At 44.1% G+C, this 20269-nt stretch carries 21 protein-coding genes; 12 read left to right on the top strand and 9 right to left on the bottom strand.

Going from position 1 to position 20269, the window contains the following annotated elements:
• Positions 1–148: 148 nt before the first annotated feature.
• The 3 genes from K6Y31_RS11230 to K6Y31_RS11220 all read left to right on the top strand — a co-directional run bounded on the left by K6Y31_RS11230 (position 149) and on the right by K6Y31_RS11220 (position 2919).
• Positions 149–448 (top strand): HU family DNA-binding protein, encoded by a 300-nt coding sequence (locus tag K6Y31_RS11230; RefSeq protein WP_345790259.1) that lies wholly within the window; start codon positions 149–151, stop codon positions 446–448.
• 140 nt (positions 449–588) lie between these two features.
• Positions 589–2490 (top strand): peptidylprolyl isomerase, encoded by a 1902-nt coding sequence (ppiD, locus tag K6Y31_RS11225; protein ID WP_233052868.1) that lies wholly within the window; start codon positions 589–591, stop codon positions 2488–2490.
• 78 nt (positions 2491–2568) lie between these two features.
• Positions 2569–2919, top strand: a complete 351-nt coding sequence (locus tag K6Y31_RS11220) for a hypothetical protein (protein WP_233052867.1) — start codon at positions 2569–2571, stop codon at positions 2917–2919.
• Positions 2920–2938: 19 nt separating this feature from the next.
• Here the strand turns inward: K6Y31_RS11220 and K6Y31_RS11215 are convergent, their stop codons facing one another.
• The 6 genes from K6Y31_RS11215 to pspF all read right to left on the bottom strand — a co-directional run bounded on the left by K6Y31_RS11215 (position 2939) and on the right by pspF (position 9372).
• The gene (locus tag K6Y31_RS11215) at positions 2939–3718 is read right to left on the bottom strand and encodes an ATP-binding cassette domain-containing protein (protein WP_233052866.1); all 780 of its coding nucleotides are present in this window, start codon (positions 3716–3718) and stop codon (positions 2939–2941) included.
• Positions 3715–4716: a peptide ABC transporter ATP-binding protein gene (locus K6Y31_RS11210; RefSeq protein ID WP_233052865.1), complete on the bottom strand. Its 1002-nt coding sequence runs from the start codon at positions 4714–4716 to the stop codon at positions 3715–3717. Before K6Y31_RS11210 ends, K6Y31_RS11215 begins: the two co-directional genes overlap by 4 nt.
• On the bottom strand, positions 4716–5606 hold the full coding sequence (locus K6Y31_RS11205; RefSeq protein ID WP_233052864.1) for an ABC transporter permease subunit: 891 nt from the start codon (positions 5604–5606) through the stop codon (positions 4716–4718). The genes K6Y31_RS11210 and K6Y31_RS11205 overlap by 1 nt, the downstream gene beginning before the upstream one ends.
• Positions 5593–6558 (bottom strand): ABC transporter permease, encoded by a 966-nt coding sequence (locus tag K6Y31_RS11200; RefSeq protein WP_233052863.1) that lies wholly within the window; start codon positions 6556–6558, stop codon positions 5593–5595. Before K6Y31_RS11200 ends, K6Y31_RS11205 begins: the two co-directional genes overlap by 14 nt.
• A 3-nt stretch (positions 6559–6561) precedes the next feature.
• On the bottom strand, positions 6562–8157 hold the full coding sequence (locus tag K6Y31_RS11195) for an ABC transporter substrate-binding protein (protein WP_233052862.1): 1596 nt from the start codon (positions 8155–8157) through the stop codon (positions 6562–6564).
• A gap of 234 nt (positions 8158–8391) precedes the next feature.
• Positions 8392–9372 (bottom strand): phage shock protein operon transcriptional activator, encoded by a 981-nt coding sequence (gene pspF, locus K6Y31_RS11190; RefSeq protein ID WP_233052861.1) that lies wholly within the window; start codon positions 9370–9372, stop codon positions 8392–8394.
• A 210-nt stretch (positions 9373–9582) separates the two neighbouring features.
• On the opposite strand from pspF, the gene pspA reads away from it, so the two are divergent.
• The 8 genes from pspA to K6Y31_RS11150 all read left to right on the top strand — a co-directional run bounded on the left by pspA (position 9583) and on the right by K6Y31_RS11150 (position 15796).
• Positions 9583–10245: a phage shock protein PspA gene (pspA, locus tag K6Y31_RS11185; protein ID WP_233052860.1), complete on the top strand. Its 663-nt coding sequence runs from the start codon at positions 9583–9585 to the stop codon at positions 10243–10245.
• Between the two features lie 21 nt (positions 10246–10266).
• Positions 10267–10491 (top strand): envelope stress response membrane protein PspB, encoded by a 225-nt coding sequence (pspB, locus tag K6Y31_RS11180; protein ID WP_233052859.1) that lies wholly within the window; start codon positions 10267–10269, stop codon positions 10489–10491.
• Complete coding sequence (pspC, locus tag K6Y31_RS11175; RefSeq protein WP_233052858.1) at positions 10491–10901, top strand: envelope stress response membrane protein PspC; 411 nt, start codon at positions 10491–10493, stop codon at positions 10899–10901. The genes pspB and pspC overlap by 1 nt, the downstream gene beginning before the upstream one ends.
• Before the next feature lie 67 nt (positions 10902–10968).
• Positions 10969–12393: a YcjX family GTP-binding protein gene (locus K6Y31_RS11170; protein WP_233052857.1), complete on the top strand. Its 1425-nt coding sequence runs from the start codon at positions 10969–10971 to the stop codon at positions 12391–12393.
• Positions 12390–13391, top strand: coding sequence for a YcjF family protein (locus K6Y31_RS11165; RefSeq protein WP_233052856.1), 1002 nt, complete (start codon positions 12390–12392; stop codon positions 13389–13391). Before K6Y31_RS11170 ends, K6Y31_RS11165 begins: the two co-directional genes overlap by 4 nt.
• A 24-nt stretch (positions 13392–13415) precedes the next feature.
• Positions 13416–13763, top strand: coding sequence for a 4a-hydroxytetrahydrobiopterin dehydratase (locus tag K6Y31_RS11160; RefSeq protein ID WP_233052941.1), 348 nt, complete (start codon positions 13416–13418; stop codon positions 13761–13763).
• 272 nt (positions 13764–14035) lie between these two features.
• The gene (locus K6Y31_RS11155; RefSeq protein ID WP_233052855.1) at positions 14036–14998 is read left to right on the top strand and encodes a fumarylacetoacetate hydrolase family protein; all 963 of its coding nucleotides are present in this window, start codon (positions 14036–14038) and stop codon (positions 14996–14998) included.
• Positions 14999–15112: 114 nt separating this feature from the next.
• Positions 15113–15796: a SanA/YdcF family protein gene (locus K6Y31_RS11150; RefSeq protein WP_233052854.1), complete on the top strand. Its 684-nt coding sequence runs from the start codon at positions 15113–15115 to the stop codon at positions 15794–15796.
• Between the two features lie 16 nt (positions 15797–15812).
• Here K6Y31_RS11150 and K6Y31_RS11145 read toward each other — a convergent pair whose 3' ends face one another.
• From K6Y31_RS11145 to K6Y31_RS11135, 3 genes are all read right to left on the bottom strand, one after another.
• Entirely contained in the window at positions 15813–17162 is a 1350-nt protein-coding gene (locus K6Y31_RS11145) for an anti-phage deoxyguanosine triphosphatase (RefSeq protein ID WP_233052853.1), read from the bottom strand.
• 37 nt (positions 17163–17199) lie between these two features.
• Positions 17200–17793, bottom strand: coding sequence for a 5'-deoxynucleotidase (yfbR, locus tag K6Y31_RS11140; RefSeq protein WP_233052852.1), 594 nt, complete (start codon positions 17791–17793; stop codon positions 17200–17202).
• Positions 17794–17866: 73 nt separating this feature from the next.
• Positions 17867–19081, bottom strand: coding sequence for a pyridoxal phosphate-dependent aminotransferase (locus tag K6Y31_RS11135; protein ID WP_233052851.1), 1215 nt, complete (start codon positions 19079–19081; stop codon positions 17867–17869).
• A 273-nt stretch (positions 19082–19354) separates the two neighbouring features.
• Here K6Y31_RS11135 and K6Y31_RS11130 point away from each other — a divergent pair, with 273 nt between their 5' ends.
• Entirely contained in the window at positions 19355–20269 is a 915-nt protein-coding gene (locus tag K6Y31_RS11130) for a LysR family transcriptional regulator (protein ID WP_233052850.1), read from the top strand.

Here is a 20269-nt window from a genome sequence, read left to right as displayed (position 1 = left end):
TTGCTTGCCAGTCCAGTGGGCTGGCAGTAGATTTAACGGGATTGATATTTTGCTTTACAGAATTCGATAATGGGCCGAGTGTCAAATACCAGCATTATTTGGGTGAAGATGCGCTAGTTTTTAGTTTAACCATCCACTCAAACTAAATATAAGAACTATAGGGGACAAAACAGTGAATAAAGCTCAACTAATCGACAAAGTAGCTGATGGTGCAGATCTTTCTAAAGCAGCTGCTGGCCGTGCATTAGATGCGTTTGTTGACGCAGTAACAGAAAGTCTAAAAGAAGGTGACGCAGTGGCACTGGTTGGTTTCGGTACATTTTCAGTAAAAGAGCGCAGTGCGCGCACCGGTCGTAACCCTCAAACGGGCGCGGCGATTGAAATAGCGGCCGCTAATGTACCGGGCTTCAAAGCCGGTAAAGCATTAAAAGATTCATGTAACAACTAATCAAGGTGTTTGCAGACCTGCAGACGGAAACTTGGTACACTTGGGCATCAGTGCTCAAGCAGCAGATATACGAGCGCATCTCACACTGATGCGCTTTTTTTATTTAGGCTCTGTCCAGGGAATTAAGAGAGAAGTACAGCATGTTGGATAAATTTCGCGAAGGTGCGCAAGGCCCCGCAGCAAAAATCATTTTAGGCGTGGTCATTTTATCATTTGCTTTGGCTGGTGTAGGTGGTTATCTCGGTTCAACTACAGCTGAACCGGCAGCCGTGGTTAACGGTGAAGACATTACACGACAAGAATTAGAATCCGCTTATCAACAAGAGCGTAATAAAGTTGAGCAACAATATGGCGACTCATTTGCTGCCATCGCAGCGGATCCTAGCTTTGCACAGCAATTGCGTAGTAACGTGTTACAGCGTCTTGTTAGTGAGCGCTTAACCGATCAAGCTATTGAAGAATTAGGTTTACGTATCAGCGATGAGCAAATCAAAGAGTCGATTCGTTCAATGCCTGAATTTCAGCGTGATGGTCAATTTGATAACGACACTTACCTAGCGGTACTGCGTCAGTCAGGCTACCAACCTGATCAATTTAGAGATATTTTGCGCCAAGACATGACGCGTCGTCAGCTACTGCAATCTTACCTTAGTAGTGAAATTAGCTTACCGGGCGAAGCATTACAGCTTTACCGTTTACAAGCTCAGCAGCGTGAACTTCGTCAATTGGAAGTGAATGTTAGCCAATTTAACGATCAAGTTAGCGTAACAGATGAAGAAATTGATGCTTATTATCAAGCCAATCAAAACAGCTTCCAGCATCCTGAGCAAGTTAACTTAGACTATGTGTTACTTGATGCTGCTGACTTGAGTGCCGACGTTGATCTTTCTGAGGAGGCGGTTAAAGCTTATTACCAAGATCACCAATCATCTTATAAAGCGCCAGAGAAGCGTCGTGTTGCTCATATCTTAGTTGATCTTAATAAAGACAATGCAGAACAAGAAGCACAAGATTTATTAGCTAAAGTACAGCAAGGTGAAGACTTTGCAGAATTAGCCAAGACTTTCTCAAGCGATACCTTCAGTGGTGAAAATGGGGGTGAGTTAGACTGGTTTGAAAAAGGCGTAATGGATCCTGACTTTGAAGCCGCTGCCTTCGCATTAGAGCAAGTCGGCGATACATCTGGTGTGGTGAAAAGTGAGTTTGGTTACCATATTATTAAACTACTTGAAGTACAAGAAGATGCCGCAGCACCTTTTGAAGAAGTAAAAGACAAAATTGCCGATACGTTAAAACGTGATAAAGCAATGGAAGTATTTTACGACAAGCTACAAAAGCTAAGTGAGATGGCATTTGAAGTACCAGATACTTTAAATGAAGCAGCGGATGCATCGGGCCTAACAGTGCAACAAACGGGCTTGTTTAGTCGCGACAACGCAACGGGTGACTTCAGTAATGCTCAAGTTTTAGTGCAAGCGTTTAATACCGACTTACGTCAAGATCAAATGAACTCTGAAGTGATTGAGCTAAGCCCTGAGAAAGTGATGGTTATCCGGGTTAATGACTACCAGCCACAAAGCACTAAGGCGTTAGCAGAAGTGAAAGACGACATTGTTGTTCGTTTAACTCGTGAAAAAGCCACTGCAGCCGCCAATGAATACGTTGATGGCTTGATAGCAGCGCTTGCCAGTGGTGCAGACATTAATGACCAGCTATCGACTTATGGTTTTAGCTTTAGTGAGCCTGTGACAGTAAGCCGTATGGATCCCGGTGCTAGCCCTGAAATAGCACGTGAAGTGTTCACCATGGCTAAACCTGCAGCTGATTCAGTGCAACGCACTAAAGTGGATTTACTTAATGGTAATATTGCTCTGGTTGAGCTACTAAGTGTTTCGGAAGTTGAAGCCGATGTATTGCCTTCAGCTGCTGAAACACAACAGTTAAGCCAATTTGTGCAAAACACTCAAGCTGATACTTCTTATCAAGCACTGATCCAATTGTTACAAGCCCGTGCTGATATCGTTTATCCAGTAGTGGAATAATGGAATAACATTGAAATAACTGGCTCTGTCGTTAAAATTAAGGGTAGCTGAGCTACCCTTTTTTATTGAGGTTATATTGTGATTAAAACCCTATTGATCATCATCGTGTCGTTAGCAGTCATTTTATTGGGCTCTGCCGGATTTGTTGCCTATTATGATTTTTCTAACCAACCAAAAGAGATGGATGCGCCGATTTACGGCAAATGGAAGAGCGAAGACAAGCCCTATGGTGACTACGAATACTTTGAATTTACCCCTGAAGGTTACACCTTTGAAAGCCGTTTTTATCCGGCGACCTATAGCCAAGAAGGTAAAATTGTCACTATTTCAAAACGAGGAGAGACCCTCACTTTTAAGGTTATTAATTCGAGTATGATTGAGCGAGAAGTGCCTAGGTTAAAGCAAATTCGATATTTAAGAGTCGAGTAACCGTCACCTGAACAAACGGTTACTTCCTAAACTGCACCTGTTGGTTCATTAACAAACGTTGGGTAATGGTATGCTGTGGGTTATCTAACACCTCGGCGGTAGGACCAGACTCCACAATATGGCCTTCATGCATCACAATGATTTCGTCGCTAATATGACGCACTATGCCCAAGTTATAGGCAACCATAATAAAGCTAATATTCTGCTCTCGTTGTACATCTAAAATTAAATTAATGAGTTGCGACCGGACTGAAACATCTAGGGTTGCCAGTACTTCGTCAGCAACAATGATTTTAGGCTTTAGAATGAGCGCCCTAGCCAGTGCAACCCGTTGCTTTTGACCACTTGATAGCATTCTCGGGTAAAACTGTGCGTGCTCGGTTAATAGACCAACCTGGCGCAGTGCATCGCTCACCCGAATGTCCATTTCTTGCTCTGATAACTCGGTGTTTAACAGCAGCGGTGACTTTAATATTCTACCAATTTGCGAGCGAGGATTTAGGGAAGTGGTTGGATCTTGAAATATCATCCTGATCTGACAACAGCGCTGCTTATGATCTTTGTCAGCCATGTTGATGCCATCAATGCAAATACTGCCAGAGCTGGGGGTGATCACGCCGGTGAGGGCCTTTGCTAGGCTGCTCTTGCCTGAGCCACTTTCACCAACAATTGCTAAGGTTTTACCCTGCTCGAGCTCAAAGCTAACAGGCGCAAAAGCCGTGATGCTTTTCTTAGAAAATAAGCCATGGTGCTGGACGTAACTTTTACTCAGTTTATTGACACTAAGAACGGGGATCATGAGCTAGCTTCATCCTCGATAGAAAGTGGGAAGTGACAGTTGAACATATGCCCCTTAAGTCGTGTTGAATGGGGTTTCTGGACACAGGTTTTTTGTGCATTGGGACAGCGTGGCCCAAGTCGGCAGCCGATAGGCAAATGCTGCAAAGGCGGTATGCTGCCAGGCAGAGCGTATAAATGGCTTTTGTGTTTTAGATTGCTTTCAAAATCCGGCACTGCTTGAAGCAATGCATTGGTGTAGGGGTGTCTTGGATGATTAATCACCTGATCGCGCGTGCCCGATTCGACAGTTTGACCACAATACATGACGGTTAAGGTGTCGGATAGATTGGAGACACTTTCGATATCGTGGCTAATAAATAAGATACTGGTGTTATTAACTTTATTAAGCTTATGCAGCAGCTTTAGAATTTGTATCTGGGTCGTTGATTCCATCGCCGTGGTGGGCTCATCAGCAATCAACAGTCGGGGTTTTTTCGCAATCGCCATTGCAATCATGATTTTTTGGCACACGCCCTCTGATAATTCATGAGGGTAACTGCGCAGCACACTGATAGGATCCTTGATACCGACTTTATGGAGTAAGGTTATTGCTCTTTTTTTTCGCCACTGAAAACGTTGCCAAAAGCCACCTTCAAATGTATTTGATGGAATGGCCTCTTCAATTTGCTCGGCTATTTCTTGAGTGGGGTCTAAATGGCTGCTGGGCTCTTGAAATATCATCGCAATATCGTTTGCCATTAGACGTCGGCGCTCACTCGGGGTGAGGGTCAGTAAATCAATATCCCCTAATCGCATACGATCGGCACGTACCACCCAACCATCTTTTTTTATACCCAAAATAGCTTTAGCCACTAGGCTTTTACCTGAGCCTGATTCACCCACTAGCCCTTGGATTTCACCTTCGGTTAAGGTGAGGTTGACCCGCTCTACGGCTTTAACGCGTCCTTGAGAAGTATTGATCTCAATGGTTAAATTTCTAATATCTAAGATAGCCATTAGTCCATTCCTTTTAAGATCGCTTGGCGTAAGCCTTCACCGACGATATTGATAATGAGTATGGTAACTAAAATGGCCATACCCGGTAAGGTAACGGTCCAAGGCGCGAGGAAGACTAACTCCATGGTGTCTGAGAGCATGGTTCCCCATTCCGGTAAAGGGCGCTGTGCGCCTAAGCCTAAAAAGCCTAAGGCGGTGATATCTAAAATAGCAGAAGTCAGGGCTCGCGTAGTTTGACTAACAAAGGTTTCGACGATGTTGGGTAGAATACCGTAACGCAATATGCGCAGTGGCGTCGCACCGTCTAATCGTAAAGCAATGATATATTCTTTATTAAGTTCATCATGCACTGCTCGATAGACTGCGCGGGTAAACAAGGGCAGTAAGGCTAAAAATACTGCGAGCAGCGTATTAAAATACCCCGGCCCTAATACTGAAATAATAATAATCGCTAGTAACAACGAAGGAATAGACAGTAAGGTATCAAGAAAATGGTGCAAGATACTGGCTTGCATACCACTGCTCATGCCTCCAATAATGCCAATGGCTGAGCCGAGCAGAAGCGAGAGAGCCACGGTTAAAAATGCGCCGCCAAAAGTCAGCTGAGCACCGTAAATAATTTGAGATAACAAATCACGACCTAAGTCATCGGTGCCTAAGAAAAAGTGTACCTCACCGTGTTCAACCCAAGAAGGTGCTTTAAGGAGTGCGCTGACATCTTTGTGATCCATTGGGTAGGGGGCAATCCAAGGGCCGATCACCGTTAATATTAAAACGAAGATCAGTGCCCACAAAGCCACCATACCAATGGTGTTTTGCTGATATAAAAACCAACTGTGCGCGAGGGGAGAGCGAATATGCTCCTCGCGAAACACATTATGATTTGCCATATAGCTCATTCCTTTTTAACGGATCGATCATTAGGTGCAACAAATCCGTCGCCATATTTGCCAACAAAACAAAGGCTGCAATAAACAGCATGCCACCTTGAATCGCGCTGTGATCCTCTAAATAGATGCTATTGACCATCCAAGGGCCAATACCGGGCCAAGAAAAAACCGTTTCAGTGATCATTGCCGTGGTTAATACTCGACCAAATTGCAAGCCTAAGCTGGGGATCACCGGTGGCAGGGCATTGCGTAAGCCATGGCGTTTGATAATTTGAAAGGTGTTGAGCCCTTTTGCTTGCGCGGCTTTAATATAATTTTTATCCATCTCTTCGCTGATGGATGCTCGAACCTGACGGATCACTTCAGTGGTTGGAATCGTCGCTAACACTAACGTTGGTAAAGCAAGGTGTAACAGACTATCGAAAAAGGCTTCGTACTTATAGGGTTTAGTCGAGAGCAAGGTATCAATTAAATTAAATCCAGTGATGACAGGAATATCGTAAAGTAAACCTATTCTCCCAGAAACCGGAAACCAACCTAAATGTAACGAAAAAAACATCATTAATAGCATGGCGAACCAAAAGGCGGGTACAGATACCCCCATCAGTGTAACGGTCATGATGCCGTAGTCGACAGTGCCGCCACGGCTAAGACCGGCAAATACACCACAGGGGATCCCAACCAAAATAGACACAATAAAGGCCATTACACAAAGCTCTAAGGTTGCCGGGAAAATGGCTAATATATCGCTGAGAACAGGATTACCTGACGCTAATGAAGTGCCAAAGTTACCCGACAACATCGCCAAAATATAGCGTTGGTAGTCACTGAATATATTGCCAGTGTTAACAAAGTCGGTGATGACTTGGCGCTGTAATAGAAATGCCACCACGCTAAGTAGAAACAAGGTGATGACAAAAACATTTAAACGGCGAAGAATATATATAAGCATCAATTAGTCCCGATAAGCGCCTGCAAAATTAACGCCACCAAAAGGAGAAGAATTCAAGCCGTGGACATCGCGGCGATATGCTTGTAGCTGCAACGAATGTGCAAGGGGTAGTAAAGGAAGCTCGTCGCGTAAATGCGCTTGTATTTCACGATAAATACGAATTCTTGGCACCATGCGATTGAGCTTGACGGCGCGGTTAATTAATCCGTCCAGTTCCGTTGAGCACCAACGGCTTGTGTTGGTGTGGTTTTCAATGGCATTACAGCTAAATTGTGGGCGAAAGAAGTTGTCTGGATCACTGGTTACCGCGCTCCAGCCACTGACTAAGGTGTCATATTCACCCATGGCAATACTGCGTTCTAAATGATGAGGTTCCATCACCACAATCTCTGCATTTACGCCTATTTTGCGTAAATCACGCTGAATAAACTCCGCCGTTTTAAATGAATTCGGATTGTATAGATCTGATCCGGATGGCGTATATATGGTTAAGGATAAAGGTAATTTAGCCCCGCTTTCTTGTAACAATTGTCTTGCTTGCTTGGGTGAATAAGGATAATCACTTAAATAGGGATTATATGCCCAAGACGTAGGCGGCAATAGTCCGTGTGCGGCCACACCTGTATTAAAGTAGACCGCCTTAAGGATAGTGTCACGGTCAATCGCAGTAGCCAGTGCTTTTCTGACTTTGGGGTTATCAAATGGGGCTTTGTCATTATTAAATGACCAAAAAGACACTTTATAGCCAGTTTGAACATTCATCAGTAAGTCGGGGTGGTTGCTGATGACATTGGCTTGACTGGCCGCAGGGTAAGCCATCACATCACATTCGCCGGTGATCAACTTAGCGAGCCGTTTGGTTGGGCTGGGCGTAATATCGAAAACCAACTGTTGCATTGGCGTGCCGCCTTCCCAATAGCCCCAATGACGCTCAAAGCGGATGAGATTATCTGGTAGAAACTGCTTAAACTTATAAGGACCCGTGCCAATAGGCAGGTGATCTATTTGGGTGAATTTACCTGATTGTTGCAACTGTTTGCCATACTCTGCCGACAAAATCACGGCAAACTCCGTTGCTAAATTAGCAAGCAATGATGTATCAGGTCGATGTAATTTAAACTCAACGGTATAAGGGCCAATCTTTTTAACACTTTTAATTAAACGATCAAATTGCGTGTTATTAAAAAAAGGATATAAGCCACCGGACACGCTATGAAAAGGGTGGGTTGGAAATAATACACGCTGGAAACTAAACACCACATCATCCGCATTCATGGCACGCGTTGGTGTGAAATAAGGCGTGGAATGAAATTGAATATCTTGACGTAACTCAAATTGATAGCTTAACCCATCGCGGCTTACTTGCCATTCGCTTGCTAAACCAGCAGCAATGGTTTGTGTGCTTGGGTCTAACCGCACCAAGGTGTTATAGAGTTGGCTAGAAATATCTAAACTGTCACCTGTTTGTGCCAGCTGGGGATTAAAACTCGTTGGGCTACCATTTGAACAGTAAACCAAGCCAGTGTTTTGTATTTGGGTTTGCTGCTTACAGCTGGTTATTATCGGCAGCGTCAACAGTAAGGCAATCAATCGAATCATAGACTTCATGTCAAAGAAAAGGTTTAACATTGGCTAATGTACCATGGCTGGTGTTGGTAACCAAACTGATACAAACGAATAGTAAGTTTTGTGGGGCATATTAAGATTAGCTTATCTTTGGTGTCACTCATTACATTCCTAAGGCTTTACCTTATATTCATCCCCAACAGCTCGACAGATAAATAATAAAGAAGATTACAGGCTTACCATTTCCTTCACGATTAGGGCGTTGACTCACTGGGTCAGAGCATATTTTTTTAGTAAGCCTCGTAGCTGATGGTAGCTGATACCAAGCACAATTGCAGCTTGGCGTTGATTGTATTGTGCGTGTTTCATCGCCTGTGAAATTAGATCTATCTCAAACTTTTCGCTCAACGCTTTAAAATCAATAGGAAATACTAAGTTTTCTGCGGTGGCGCTTTGAGCTTCGGTCGCCGTTGGCTGCCAAGGAGAGGCAAAGGGATCAAAAATAAGTTGTTTGATCGGCTTGTCTATCTCTGCTTGTCGATAAATGCTGCGTTCAACCACATTTTTAAGCTCGCGCACATTACCCGGCCAAGCGTAAGCTTGCATTGAGCGAGTCGCTTGCTGTGTAAATCCGGCAAAAAAGTCACGTTTGAGCTCTTGGCAAATTTTCACCGCGAAATGCTCGGCTAATAAAATAATATCTTCCTGACGATGGCGCAGTGGTGGCAGCGTGATGACGTCAAAAGCCAACCTATCGAGTAAATCAAAGCGAAATTTACCTTGGCGCGCCAAAGTAGGAAGATCTTCGTTAGTGGCGCAGACCAAACGCACATCAGCATTGAGGGGCTGGGTACCACCAACGCGTTCGTAAGCACCATATTCAATCACTCGTAGCAACTTCTCTTGCACTAACATAGGCGCCGTGGCCAGCTCATCTAAGAACAAGGTGCCACTGTCGGCGCGTTCAAAGCGGCCCTGATGGCGTTTAGCCGCCCCAGTAAAAGCGCCCGTTTCATGACCAAATAGCTCTGAATCTAGTAAGTTTTCATTTAACGCCGCGCAGTTTAGAGAAAGGTAAGGCTTGTCCCAACGTTTCGAGAGATAGTGGATACGGGCCGCAATGAGCTCTTTTCCTGTGCCGCGCTCGCCTACAATCAGCACGGGTTTGTTTAGGGGCGCCACATGAGAAACTTGTTCTAAAATACTGACAAACGCTTCTGATTCACCGATCAGGTTATCTGACTTCATAGTTTGTGGTCTATTTTACTAATAGTTGGCTAAATCTATCATGATGGTGTGCCTGTTTACTAGGTCTAATATTTACATTTCTTTAAAATCAATGTGTTAGTTATATTTTTCGAGTTGGTACACCACTTGCAATGAAGTTGATATGTAACGATAAATATTCGCATGTTGCGATGTTACATTTACATACTCAATTATATATTTGGAGGATTTATGGGTGTATTTTCAAGAATAGCTGACATTATCAATGCTAACGTTACGTCAATCCTAGATAAGGCGGAAGATCCAGCGAAAATGATCCGTTTGATCATTCAAGAAATGGAAGATACCTTAGTTGAAGTGCGCTCTACTTCGGCACGGGTACTGGCTGAAAAGAAAGACCTAACCCGTAAAATTGCACGTCTTGAAGCCACGCAGCAAGATTGGCAAGATAAGGCTGAGCTTGCTTTACGCAAAGAGCGTGAAGATTTAGCCAAAGCTGCCTTGCTTGAAAAACAAAAGCTTAATGAGTTGAAAGAGGCGTTAGATCAAGAGCTAGTCGCGAATGACGAAGCATTAACTCGTCTGTCGTCTGAAATCACGCAACTTGAGCAGAAGTTACAAGAAACGCGTGCGAAGCAAAAAAGTATTGAACTGCGTCATCGTGCAGCCAATGGTCGCCTCGATGTTAAAAAGCAACTTGATGGCCAAAAAGTCGCCCGTACGATGGAGCGCTTTGATCAATTTGAACGCCGCATCGACGAATTAAACAGTAAGGCTGATTCTTATGAAATCGGTGGTAAGCCTGAGCTTAAGGATGAGTTTGCTGAGCTGCAAGCTGATGATGAAATAAGCCAGCAACTTGCTGAACTTAAAAAGAAAATAAATAATGCTTAATATCGCATAAAGGGGAATAATATGTCTGGTTTTATGGTGGTTCCTATCATTGTCTTTTTAGTCATAGTGGCACCTTTATGGCTTATATTGCACTATCGTAGTCGCAAGCAACTCAGTGAAGGGCTGTCGACACAAGAAACGACGCAGCTTAATCAATTGATTGAACGTGCTGAAAAACTACAACAACGGGTGCATACATTAGAGTCCATATTAGATGTTGAGGCACCGAACTGGAGAAATCAATAATGAACCAGTCATCAAAACACCTTTATCGTGATGCGAAAGCAGGGAAGGTTGCCGGCGTTTGTATTGGTCTGGCTGATTACTTCAATATGGAAGTGTGGTTAGTACGTATTATTGTCATCAGTATTTTTTTGTTTAACTTTCCACTGGCTGCACTGGGTTATGGCGCGGCTTGGTTGATGCTAGACAAAAAACCGGATGGACCGATGGGGCAATCAGAGCAGGACTCATCGAGTTACCACAAGACGCATATTCATGTTAAATCTAAGGTTTGGCAAAGTGGGGAGTTACCTAAGCAAGCCCTTGCTGAAATGAGCCAAGTGTTTGATAAGTTAGAGAGCAAAATTGGCCAAATGGAGAAAGTGGTGACCTCTGACTCGTTTAAGGTCGATCGCGAAATTAACCGCCTTTAATCTTCCTGTTGTTACAGCCTAGGCCTCTGGTCTAGGCTGATTTTCTTATTTTGCAAGAGAGTAATACATGTCCATGGTATCCAAAGCTTCCCTGATGAATTTAAAGCGCGGCGCGAAAGATTTAGTTAATCGTAGTCTCGATCGCCATGTGAAACTGGCAGTTACCGGGTTAAGTCGAGCCGGTAAAACAGCATTCATCACAGCGTTGGTTGATCATCTATTACAAGGCCCCGTGCATCATCAGTTACCCCTTTGGCAAGTGGCACGTGAAGGGCGCTTTTTAGGCGCTCAGAAGGTTCCGCAAGCGCACTTTCATATTCCCAGTTTCAAGTATGAACAGAGTATAAAAGCATTGCGTGGCGACGCGCCGCACTGGCCAGAGCCCACAGAGGGGGTCAGTGAAATTCGCTTAAAAATCAAATACCGCCCAGACTCACTGTTGTGGAGAAATATCAACCAAACAGCTGAGTTAACCTTGGACATAGTGGACTATCCAGGGGAATGGTTACTTGATTTACCGCTGCTACAAATGACATTTGAGCAGTGGAGCGAGCATATGATGCAAACCCTTGAAGAGCCAGCAAGAGCTGAACTGGCGAAAGATTGGCTTAATATTGGCGGTCAGCTTGACCCCCTTGCTGAAGCTGATGAGCAGCAAATTGCCCGTATCAGTCAGGCTTATACGGACTTTTTATTGCGCAGTAAGTCAGAGCTAGGCTTACACCATATTCAGCCAGGACGTTTTGTATTACCTGGCGAGCTGCAAGGTGCCCCTTTGTTGTCTTTCTTTCCTTTCGTTTGGCGTCAGGGTCTGGAAGTTAACCCTGAGCAAGGACCGAAAAATTGTGCTTATAAGATGCTTAAATCCCGTTATGAACACTACCAAGAGCATGTCGTTAAGCAATTTTATGATCAGCATTTTGTCCATTTTGACCGACAAATCGTGTTATTAGATTGTTTGACTCCGCTTAACGTGGGGCGACAAAGTTTCCAAGATATGCAAATCGCGATTGAGCAAATTTTACAGAGCTTTAACTATGGCCAAACAGGGTTATTAAGGCGGTTATTTGCGCCCAAAATTGACAAGTTAGTGTTTGCTGCCAGTAAGGCCGATCACGTGACGCCGGATCAGCATGAAAATTTATTAAGTTTATTATCTCAGTTAGTGGTTAATGGCCAGCGTGAGGTGGCTTTTTCTGGTATCGAAAGTCACAGTATTGCTATTGCGTCAGTTAAAGCCACTCAAGCGGGCAGTGTCGATTATCAAGGTGCACCGCATCCTGCTCTGACTGGCAATGTATTAGGGCAGGATGAGTTAATTACCTTGTATCCCGGTGAAGTGCCGGCCGATCTCCCGCAACAATCTTTCTGGCAAGGCCAAGGTTTTGACTTTGTAAACTTTGCTCCGCAAAAAATTGAGCCAAACAAACCCATGCCGCATATTCGGATGGACTTAGCTATAGAGCATTTATTAGGAGATAAATTCCTATGACAGAAAAGAGTAAAGTGAATGGCAAAATTATTTTCTCATCACCTGAAGCTGATCCCGTTGCTGCTGATATTTTGCCCCAACAAGTATTTGATAAAGAAGAGTTTGTACCCGAAGCGCCGGTGGTTGAAGGTGAAACCCTGATCGATGCTGCTTTACAGCCGAAAAAAGCCAATTGGTGGCTGCGGTTTGGTTTGTTTGGTGCGATGGCAGCGGCGACATGGGAAAGTGTCTCTTGGCTAAAATCAACCGTCGTTGACTCACCTATAGTTGGCATCTTTTATATCGCTATTGTGGTTTGCTTGTTTGTCGCATTATTGAAAGTAGTGGTGAGCGAGCTTAGTAAGTTAAATCGCCTAAGGCAAACCCAAAAGTTACAAGGTCAGGCCAATACCCTTGATTTACAAGCCAGTGACGGCGCTTTTGTGTATTGCCAGCAGTTGGCTAAGTTGGGTAAGCAACTCGACTCGCCAGGTTATAAAGCTTGGCAAAATCAACTCAGTGACAGCCACAATAATCAGGAAGTATTGGATTTATATCGCCATCATGTTTTATCGGTCCAAGATGCTAAAGCCAAACAAGCGGTGACGAAATGGTCGGGTGAAGCGGCCTTATTGGTGGCTATTAGTCCTTTAGCGCTGGTGGATATGCTGATCATTTTATGGCGCAATAGCAAAATGATAGAAGCGGTGGCACATATTTATGGTATCGAACTCGGTTATTTAAGTCGCCTGAGATTATTTAAAATGGTTCTGACGAATATGGTATTTGCAGCGGGAGTGGAAGTGGCTACCGACCTTGGCTCTGATATGCTAGGAGCTGAGGTGGCAGGCTTAGTTTCAGCTCGGGTCGCACAAGGTGTCGGTGCCGGTCTTATCACTGCTCGCTTAGGTTTTAAAGCCATGCAGTTGTGTCGTCCCGTGCCTTGGTTAAAGCAAGAGCGACCGCGGGCGAAAGATGTCAGAATGAGCTTAATTCAAAAGCTTAAATCGTCACTTTAATCGTTAATTAAGAGGCAATTAATGATGACCCCTTTACATCAGCAACTCTGCCAAGCTTGTACGCCTGATTCTGAACCTGTGCTAGGTGAGCAGCGAGAGAAATTAATGAAGCTGCTACCTGGTTGGCAATGTTTAAAACAAGACAACGTTTGGCAGTTGAAAAAGAGCTATCGATTTAAAAACTATCGCCAATCAATGGCATTTGCTAATCAGGTTGCCGAGCTTGCCGAGCAAATACAGCATCATCCGGCGTTATTGATTGAATGGGGTCAAGTAGACGTTAGCTGGTGGACCCATAGTATTGCTAACTTACACTACAATGACTTTATCATGGCTGCGAAAACCGACCAGCTAAATGTGAACATCGGGTGAGCCCGTTAAGTCCCTAGTATCTATTGATAACCAATCAATTTGGCGATGCTTGATTTCAGCGAGGATTTACAGGCGTTTAGGCAAGGTATTGGTTGCAGGTAATGCTTGTGAAACAAGATTGCATTATGTGCAATGCGTAACATGCTAAAGTTTGAAGCTAAAGTGAATTGAGCTTGATAGAGTTGAGATGAAGTTAGTGTATTAATTAGCATCGCAAGTCACATTTTCCGTCTAGTATTAAACAATGTATTGATAGTGCTAGGGGCTATGGTATGAAACTAGCTAGCTTGAATGATGGATCTCGCTATGGCCGTTTAGTGGTCGTGAGTCAAGATTTACGGCGGGCTAAATTTGTCGGTATTCTGGCGCCAAACCTGCCTGCCGCTATGGACGATTGGGACACCGTCGCACCTTTACTGCATATGATTTATCATGAACTTAACCAAGGGCCGATCTCTGGTTCATTTGAATTAATGCTGTCTCAGTGTATTGCTCCGCTTACTCAGCCCTTTGAACACTTTCACGCTTTTAATTATCGGCCATACCTTCAGTTATTGAATCAATTTAGCGCAACAGCATTACAAGATCAGCTGCCTATTATCTCGATGCCGAGTCAAATATTAGCAGGGGCTCATGAAGATGTTCAGGTTGCCGCTACCGACGCATTAGATTTTTCAGCCCAAATTGGGGTCATCACAGGGCCAATAGCAACAGGCGAATCTGCCGATGACTGCCTTGATTTAGTTCGTTTGATTAGTTTACAAAACCAATATTACTCCCCTGAGCTACTGAAAAAAGAGTTACAGTTAGGTTGGGGGATCCGTCAAAGCATGAGGAAAATGGTGTCAGCGCCTATATTAGTGACGCCCGATGAATTAGGTGAATATTGGCATCAGGGTCTAATGAGTTTACCTATTATTACTAAACTCAATGGTAAGCCTTTCGCGGCATTAAACCCCAAACAGGATGCTATTTGTCCTTTTGGCGAGTTACTTGCTAAGGTTGTTGAGTTTTCGCCGTTATCAGCAGGTGCGATGATCAGCGTAGGCCCTGTTATGAATCAGTCACAACTCACTGGACCGGCAAATTTATGGTCACGCGCGATGGCTGGCAAGGCGTCTGATCCAGCTACAGCCTACTTAAAAGGGGATGATAAAATTGAAATGTATGTGCAAGACAGCGCAGGTAGAAACCTTTTTGGCGGCATAAAGCAATATATTCGTTTTTCTGAATAAGGTACTTCGCTCTTGTTTGACTTTGCCTCCGCTAGCGTCGGTCTCAGGTTGAAATCAGTTTATAATGGCTAAACAAACGGTTATGATTTGTTTTTTGACTCTAGGGCGGTGTCATTGGCTAAACGAATTCGCCAATTTTTTATTATCTTGTTGGTCCTCACTGTTACGGCAATAGTGACGTTGGCTGGCTTAGACCGCTATGTCTCTTACGTCGCAAAAGATAGAGTTTATACCAATATTGCCGACATTCCTCATCGGCCAGTCGCTTTGGTGTTAGGCACCAGTAAGTACATTGGTAAAAAAATTAATCATTTCTATCCTCCTCGGCTTGATGCTGCGCAATCGCTTTTCAAGCACAATAAAGTTCAAGCTGTGATTGTTAGCGGTGATAATGCAACACGTTACTACAATGAGCCGCAAACCATGGAAAATGATTTAGTAAGAGCTGGCGTACCAAGACGTTACGTGGTGAAAGATTATGCTGGGTTTCGTACCTTAGACTCAGTGGTAAGAGCCAAACTTATTTTTGGCCAAGATGCGTTAACCATTGTTAGCCAGCGATTTCACTGTGAACGCGCGATTTATATTGCCCGCGCTATCGACATCGATGCCTTATGTTTAAGTGCCGATGATGCCCAAGGGCTTGGCGCGATGAAGATCCGTTTACGGGAAGTATTAGCGAGAGCGAAGGCGGTGCTGGATATTTATATTTTAAACAAACAACCAAAATTTTTAGGGGAACTCGAGACGGTGATTTTAAAAGCGCCACCGCCGCGTAGTCAGTATGAAAACCCATAGTTAATCATTTAATGGATTAACCCGGTTGATAGGGCATTCCCAATGAATGCGCACTAAAAAGGCTGCTGTGTAAACGCACGGCATGTCCATCAGTCATTCCTGAAATGTAATCCGCTATCACGCGATAGCCAGAATGGCCAAGGGAGCGGGCTAACTGCCAGCGCGCTTTGGTGTCATTAGGCAGCAGTCGCTCGGGGTCGCCAGCAAACGCTTCAAATAACTCCATCACAATCTGTTGCCCCTTATATTCCATTATTTGTAACTCCGTTTTTTGGATTACAAAGTGCAACACAAATTGTTTTAAAATCTCTAGCACTTGCTCCATATCGGGGTTTAACCAAGCATTGTATGCGAGCAGTGGTTCATTAAAATGTGGCGCGATGGGCTTAATTTCAACTGAAGTGATCAAGGCATTAACCAGTGCGCCAATGGCATCTTTACGTAGATAATGATGGGATGAAAACAACTGCTCCGTTAACTGGTTTATGTCTTTTGCTAACCAAAAACCATCTATATCTGCCAATTTGCAGGCGACCTGTTCTTGCCATAAGCGTTTGTTGACTATGCCCATTGCAATGGCGTCTTCAAGATCATGGATGCCATAAGCAAAGTCATCTGCTAGCTCCATAATGGAGCAATCAATCGACTTGTATCGCGTTTTTAAGTGTCGTTCGCCCGGCTTTTGCACGCGAGTGGTGGCGAAAAGCGCTCGGTCAGCATGATTCAGAGGCGCTAAAATCCAGTCTAATATTTGCTGGTCATCATCATAAATACCTTTGGCGGGTGACCATTCACTGGCCTTTAATTGGCGAAAATTTGTTGGGTTTTCAGGCTGCGTATTACTGCGGACCTGGCTAATTAAAGCGGGATATTTTAATAGACCAAGTAAGCTACGGCGCGCCAGATTCATGCCATTTTCTGGGGTGTAAGGCTCCAGTTTGGTGACAATTCGCAACGTTTGCCCGTTACCTTCAAAGCCGCCGTGCTCGCGCATCATATAATTGAGGGCAACCTCACCGCCATGGCCATAAGGGGGGTGGCCTATGTCGTGGCTCAAACAAATGGCTTCAATTAAGCTGGTTGAAGGCAACAGAGAGGAAAACTCGGGCTGCTTTTGCTTTAGTTGGGCGACAATACCGGTACCAATTTGCGAGACTTCTAAGGAGTGAGTCAGGCGCGTGCGATAAAAGTCATTGGTGCCCGTACCTAATACTTGGGTTTTAGATTGTAATCGTCTAAAAGCAGCACTGTGAAGAATTCGCGCGCGATCGCGTTGGAAAGGGCTGCGATGATCCAAACGCCTTTTTTTATTCGCTTCATTGCCTAAGCGCTCATTCCATTGTGGTGAAATCTCAAAATGTGTCATATTGGCTTTCCCAATCTAAATGAGTCATGAATAATGGCTAGAGCTGAGTATCTTCGCTAATTTCATCTAATGTCAGCTCAAAGCTAGGTAAGAAACGCTCGACAAAATAGGCCATTTCAGGTGTTTGTCGTTGTGAAATGATCGCCTCTAAGCGGCGCTTAGCCAGTTCAAATTCATGATTTCCTGCTGATAGCTCTTCCAAGCATTTAATATAGGCGCACAGGGTGTCAGCGTCTTTAACTAAGGTTTTATATTCGGCATCAACGGCATGACTATCAAGTAAAGGTTCAAAAGCGGGCTTTAGCTCTTCTGGCAGCATATTAAGTAGTTTTTGCTCGGCGAAGGCTTCAATTTTTTTATATTCTTTGGCGATGTCGGGATTAAAGTATTTAACCGGTGTCGGTAAATCACCGGTGATCACTTCCGTTGCGTCATGGTATAGGGCAAGTACGGCAGCTTGGGCTGGATCTAGCTGGCCGCCAAAAAGGGTGTTTTTTATTAAAGCTAATAAATGCACCACCATTGCCACTTGTTGGCTATGCTCTGCTACATTTTCTGATTCTATATTGCGCATCAGTGGCCAGCGGTGGATTAATTTCATGCGTGCCATGTGAGCAAAAAAATGACTCATTATCTCTCCTTAAAGAGCAGAAATGTGCATCACATTTCTGCTACAAAGTGTTACATGATAAGTAGCTGTGAGGCTATTGCTTGTAGCTATCCAGAAAGCGCGCCATACGAGAAATAGCGGTCTCTAGATCAACAACATTAGGAAGAAAGACTAGGCGGAAGTGGTCGGGTTTATGCCAGTTAAAGCCCGTTCCTTGAACTAACAGTATTTTTTCTTTCAGCAATAGATCGAGTACAAACTGTTGGTCATCTTTGATGTTAAATTTTTTCTGGTCCAGTTTCGGAAACAAATACATGGCGCCATCGGGTTTAGTACAAGACAGGCCCGGAATATCGTTAATTAAGCGCCAAGCCACTTCTCGCTGCTCGTATAAGCGACCACCGGGAACGATAAGCTCGTTAATACTCTGATAGCCACCTAATGCGGTTTGCACTGCGTGTTGCATCGGGACATTGGAGCACAAGCGCATCGAGGCGAGCATATCTAGCCCACTAATGTAATCTTTAGCTTGGGTTTTAGCGCCACTGATCATCATCCAGCCAACGCGGAATCCACACACACGGTAAGCTTTCGATAAACCGTTAAAAGTTACAATGAGCAAGTCGTCAGCCAGTGTACAAAGTGGGATATGCTCCGCGTCGTCATAGATGATTTTAGAGTAAATTTCATCTGCGAATACCACTAGGTTATGCTCTCGTGCTATTTGTAACACTTGCTCTAGCAATTCACGGCTATATACCGCACCGGTTGGGTTGTTAGGGTTTATTAGTACAATGGCTTTCGTTCGCGGTGATATTTTACTTTTTATATCATCTAAATCCGGGAACCAATTTGCCTCTTCATCACAAATATAATGAACCGGATGTCCGCCGGCTAAGGTAACCGCTGCCGTCCACAATGGATAATCTGGTGACGGCACCAGCAGTTCATCACCGTTATTGAGCAACGCTTGCATTGCCATCACGATTAACTCGCTGACGCCATTGCCCATGTAGATATCATCGACATCGACATTTTTCATGCCTTGTTGCTGATAAAACTGGACCACGGCTTTACGCGCCGAGAATAAGCCTTTTGAATCACAATAACCCTGGCTTTGTGGCAAGTTTTGCAGCACGTCCATAACAATTTCATCAGGCGCTTCAAAGCCAAATGGGGCTGGGTTTCCAATATTGAGTTTTAAAACTTTGTGGCCTTCGTCTTCTAGCCTTTTTGCATGTTTTAAAACGGGCCCTCGAATGTCGTAACAAACGTTATCGAGTTTTTGCGATTTGTTGATAGAAAACATTTAATGGATAGCTCTACTTAGTGATGAATCCGATGTTTATTCAAATTACCTGATTCTGGCGTCAGAATAAACTGTTTAGGGTGCGAAAAACGTTTAGTTAAATCAGTTCATTGTCGTTTTGATTGAGCCAGACGCGCATATTATATCGTAAAATTTTCTATTGGCAGATTTGGCTGTGGGTCGATCCCTTTGTTTGACCTAGTTATTTGCCAATAAATACAATAAAATGAAACAAATTCATGTTTTTTGTACTTTATCTAAGGTTTTCTTCAAGTGATAGAAATTAAGCATCTTAATACCTTAGTTGCGCTGCGCAGAAGTGGCTCTTTGGTTGAGGCCGCAGAGCGATTGTTTTTAACCCAATCTGCTTTATCTCATCAACTTAAAGATTTGGAAGATAAGCTTAATACGCGGTTGTTTATACGCAAAACACGTCCTATTCGGTTTACTGTTGCGGGGCAGCGATTACTTACTTTAGCGGATGAAATTTTACCCAGTCTCGCCAGTGCTGAACGAGATATCAGTCGTCTGAATGCCGGAGAAGCTGGCCGTTTACATATGGCAATTGAATGCCATTCTTGTTTTCAGTGGTTGATGCCAGCCATCGATAAATTCAGAGACAGTTGGCCTGAGGTTGAGTTAGATTTGAGCAGTGGTTTTAGCTTTGCGCCATTGCCTGCGTTAGCGCGAGGAGACTTAGATCTGGTTGTCACCTCCGATCCGAAAGAAATCACCGGATTACGCTATATACCTTTGTTTAGTTATCAACCTATGTTGGCAATTAGTCGCCACCATGCGCTGGCGAGTAAGGCGTTTGTTGAGCCTGAAGATATTGCCAATGAAATATTGATTACGTATCCCGTTGAGACAGAGCGTTTAGATATATTTAGTTTATTTCTTGACCCTGCAGGGGTTGAGCCGACTGGGATCAGGCAAGCGGACATGACGATTATGATGCTGCAATTAGTGGCGAGCGGCAGGGGCGTTGCGGCACTGCCTAATTGGGCGTTAACTGAATATCTCGAGCGTGATTATGTGCTAGCTAAGCCGTTAGGTAAGGATGGCTTATGGAATACCTTGTATGCCGCCATTCGTGAAGAGCAAGCAGATTTACCCTTTATGAGCGATTTTTTAACTACGGCGGTAACGTCCAGTTTTGATAATTTAAAAGGCATTAAGCGGGTTTAA

Origin of the sequence: Motilimonas cestriensis, from assembly GCF_021295315.1 — a bacterium.
Lineage (GTDB): Bacteria > Pseudomonadota > Gammaproteobacteria > Enterobacterales > CBDFNC01 > Motilimonas > Motilimonas cestriensis.
The sequence above is the reverse complement of the archived record's forward strand: the minus strand, read 5'-3'. Positions and strand labels throughout refer to the sequence as shown.

Bases quoted from the DNA above. Each gene is read 5' to 3' on its own strand.
- pspA (WP_233052860.1), top strand. From the start codon at position 9,583: ATGGGTGTATTTTCAAGAATAGCTGACATTATCAATGCTAACGTTACG.
- K6Y31_RS11215 (WP_233052866.1), bottom strand. From the start codon at position 3,718: ATGATCCCCGTTCTTAGTGTCAATAAACTGAGTAAAAGTTACGTCCAG.
- K6Y31_RS11135 (WP_233052851.1), bottom strand. From the start codon at position 19,081: ATGTTTTCTATCAACAAATCGCAAAAACTCGATAACGTTTGTTACGAC.
- K6Y31_RS11160 (WP_233052941.1), top strand. From the start codon at position 13,416: ATGACCCCTTTACATCAGCAACTCTGCCAAGCTTGTACGCCTGATTCT.
- K6Y31_RS11210 (WP_233052865.1), bottom strand. From the start codon at position 4,716: ATGGCTATCTTAGATATTAGAAATTTAACCATTGAGATCAATACTTCT.
- K6Y31_RS11195 (WP_233052862.1), bottom strand. From the start codon at position 8,157: ATGATTCGATTGATTGCCTTACTGTTGACGCTGCCGATAATAACCAGC.
- ppiD (WP_233052868.1), top strand. From the start codon at position 589: ATGTTGGATAAATTTCGCGAAGGTGCGCAAGGCCCCGCAGCAAAAATC.
- K6Y31_RS11165 (WP_233052856.1), top strand. From the start codon at position 12,390: ATGACAGAAAAGAGTAAAGTGAATGGCAAAATTATTTTCTCATCACCT.
- K6Y31_RS11200 (WP_233052863.1), bottom strand. From the start codon at position 6,558: ATGCTTATATATATTCTTCGCCGTTTAAATGTTTTTGTCATCACCTTG.
- yfbR (WP_233052852.1), bottom strand. From the start codon at position 17,793: ATGAGTCATTTTTTTGCTCACATGGCACGCATGAAATTAATCCACCGC.
- K6Y31_RS11145 (WP_233052853.1), bottom strand. From the start codon at position 17,162: ATGACACATTTTGAGATTTCACCACAATGGAATGAGCGCTTAGGCAAT.
- pspC (WP_233052858.1), top strand. From the start codon at position 10,491: ATGAACCAGTCATCAAAACACCTTTATCGTGATGCGAAAGCAGGGAAG.
- K6Y31_RS11155 (WP_233052855.1), top strand. From the start codon at position 14,036: ATGAAACTAGCTAGCTTGAATGATGGATCTCGCTATGGCCGTTTAGTG.
- pspF (WP_233052861.1), bottom strand. From the start codon at position 9,372: ATGAAGTCAGATAACCTGATCGGTGAATCAGAAGCGTTTGTCAGTATT.
- K6Y31_RS11170 (WP_233052857.1), top strand. From the start codon at position 10,969: ATGTCCATGGTATCCAAAGCTTCCCTGATGAATTTAAAGCGCGGCGCG.
- pspB (WP_233052859.1), top strand. From the start codon at position 10,267: ATGTCTGGTTTTATGGTGGTTCCTATCATTGTCTTTTTAGTCATAGTG.
- K6Y31_RS11205 (WP_233052864.1), bottom strand. From the start codon at position 5,606: ATGGCAAATCATAATGTGTTTCGCGAGGAGCATATTCGCTCTCCCCTC.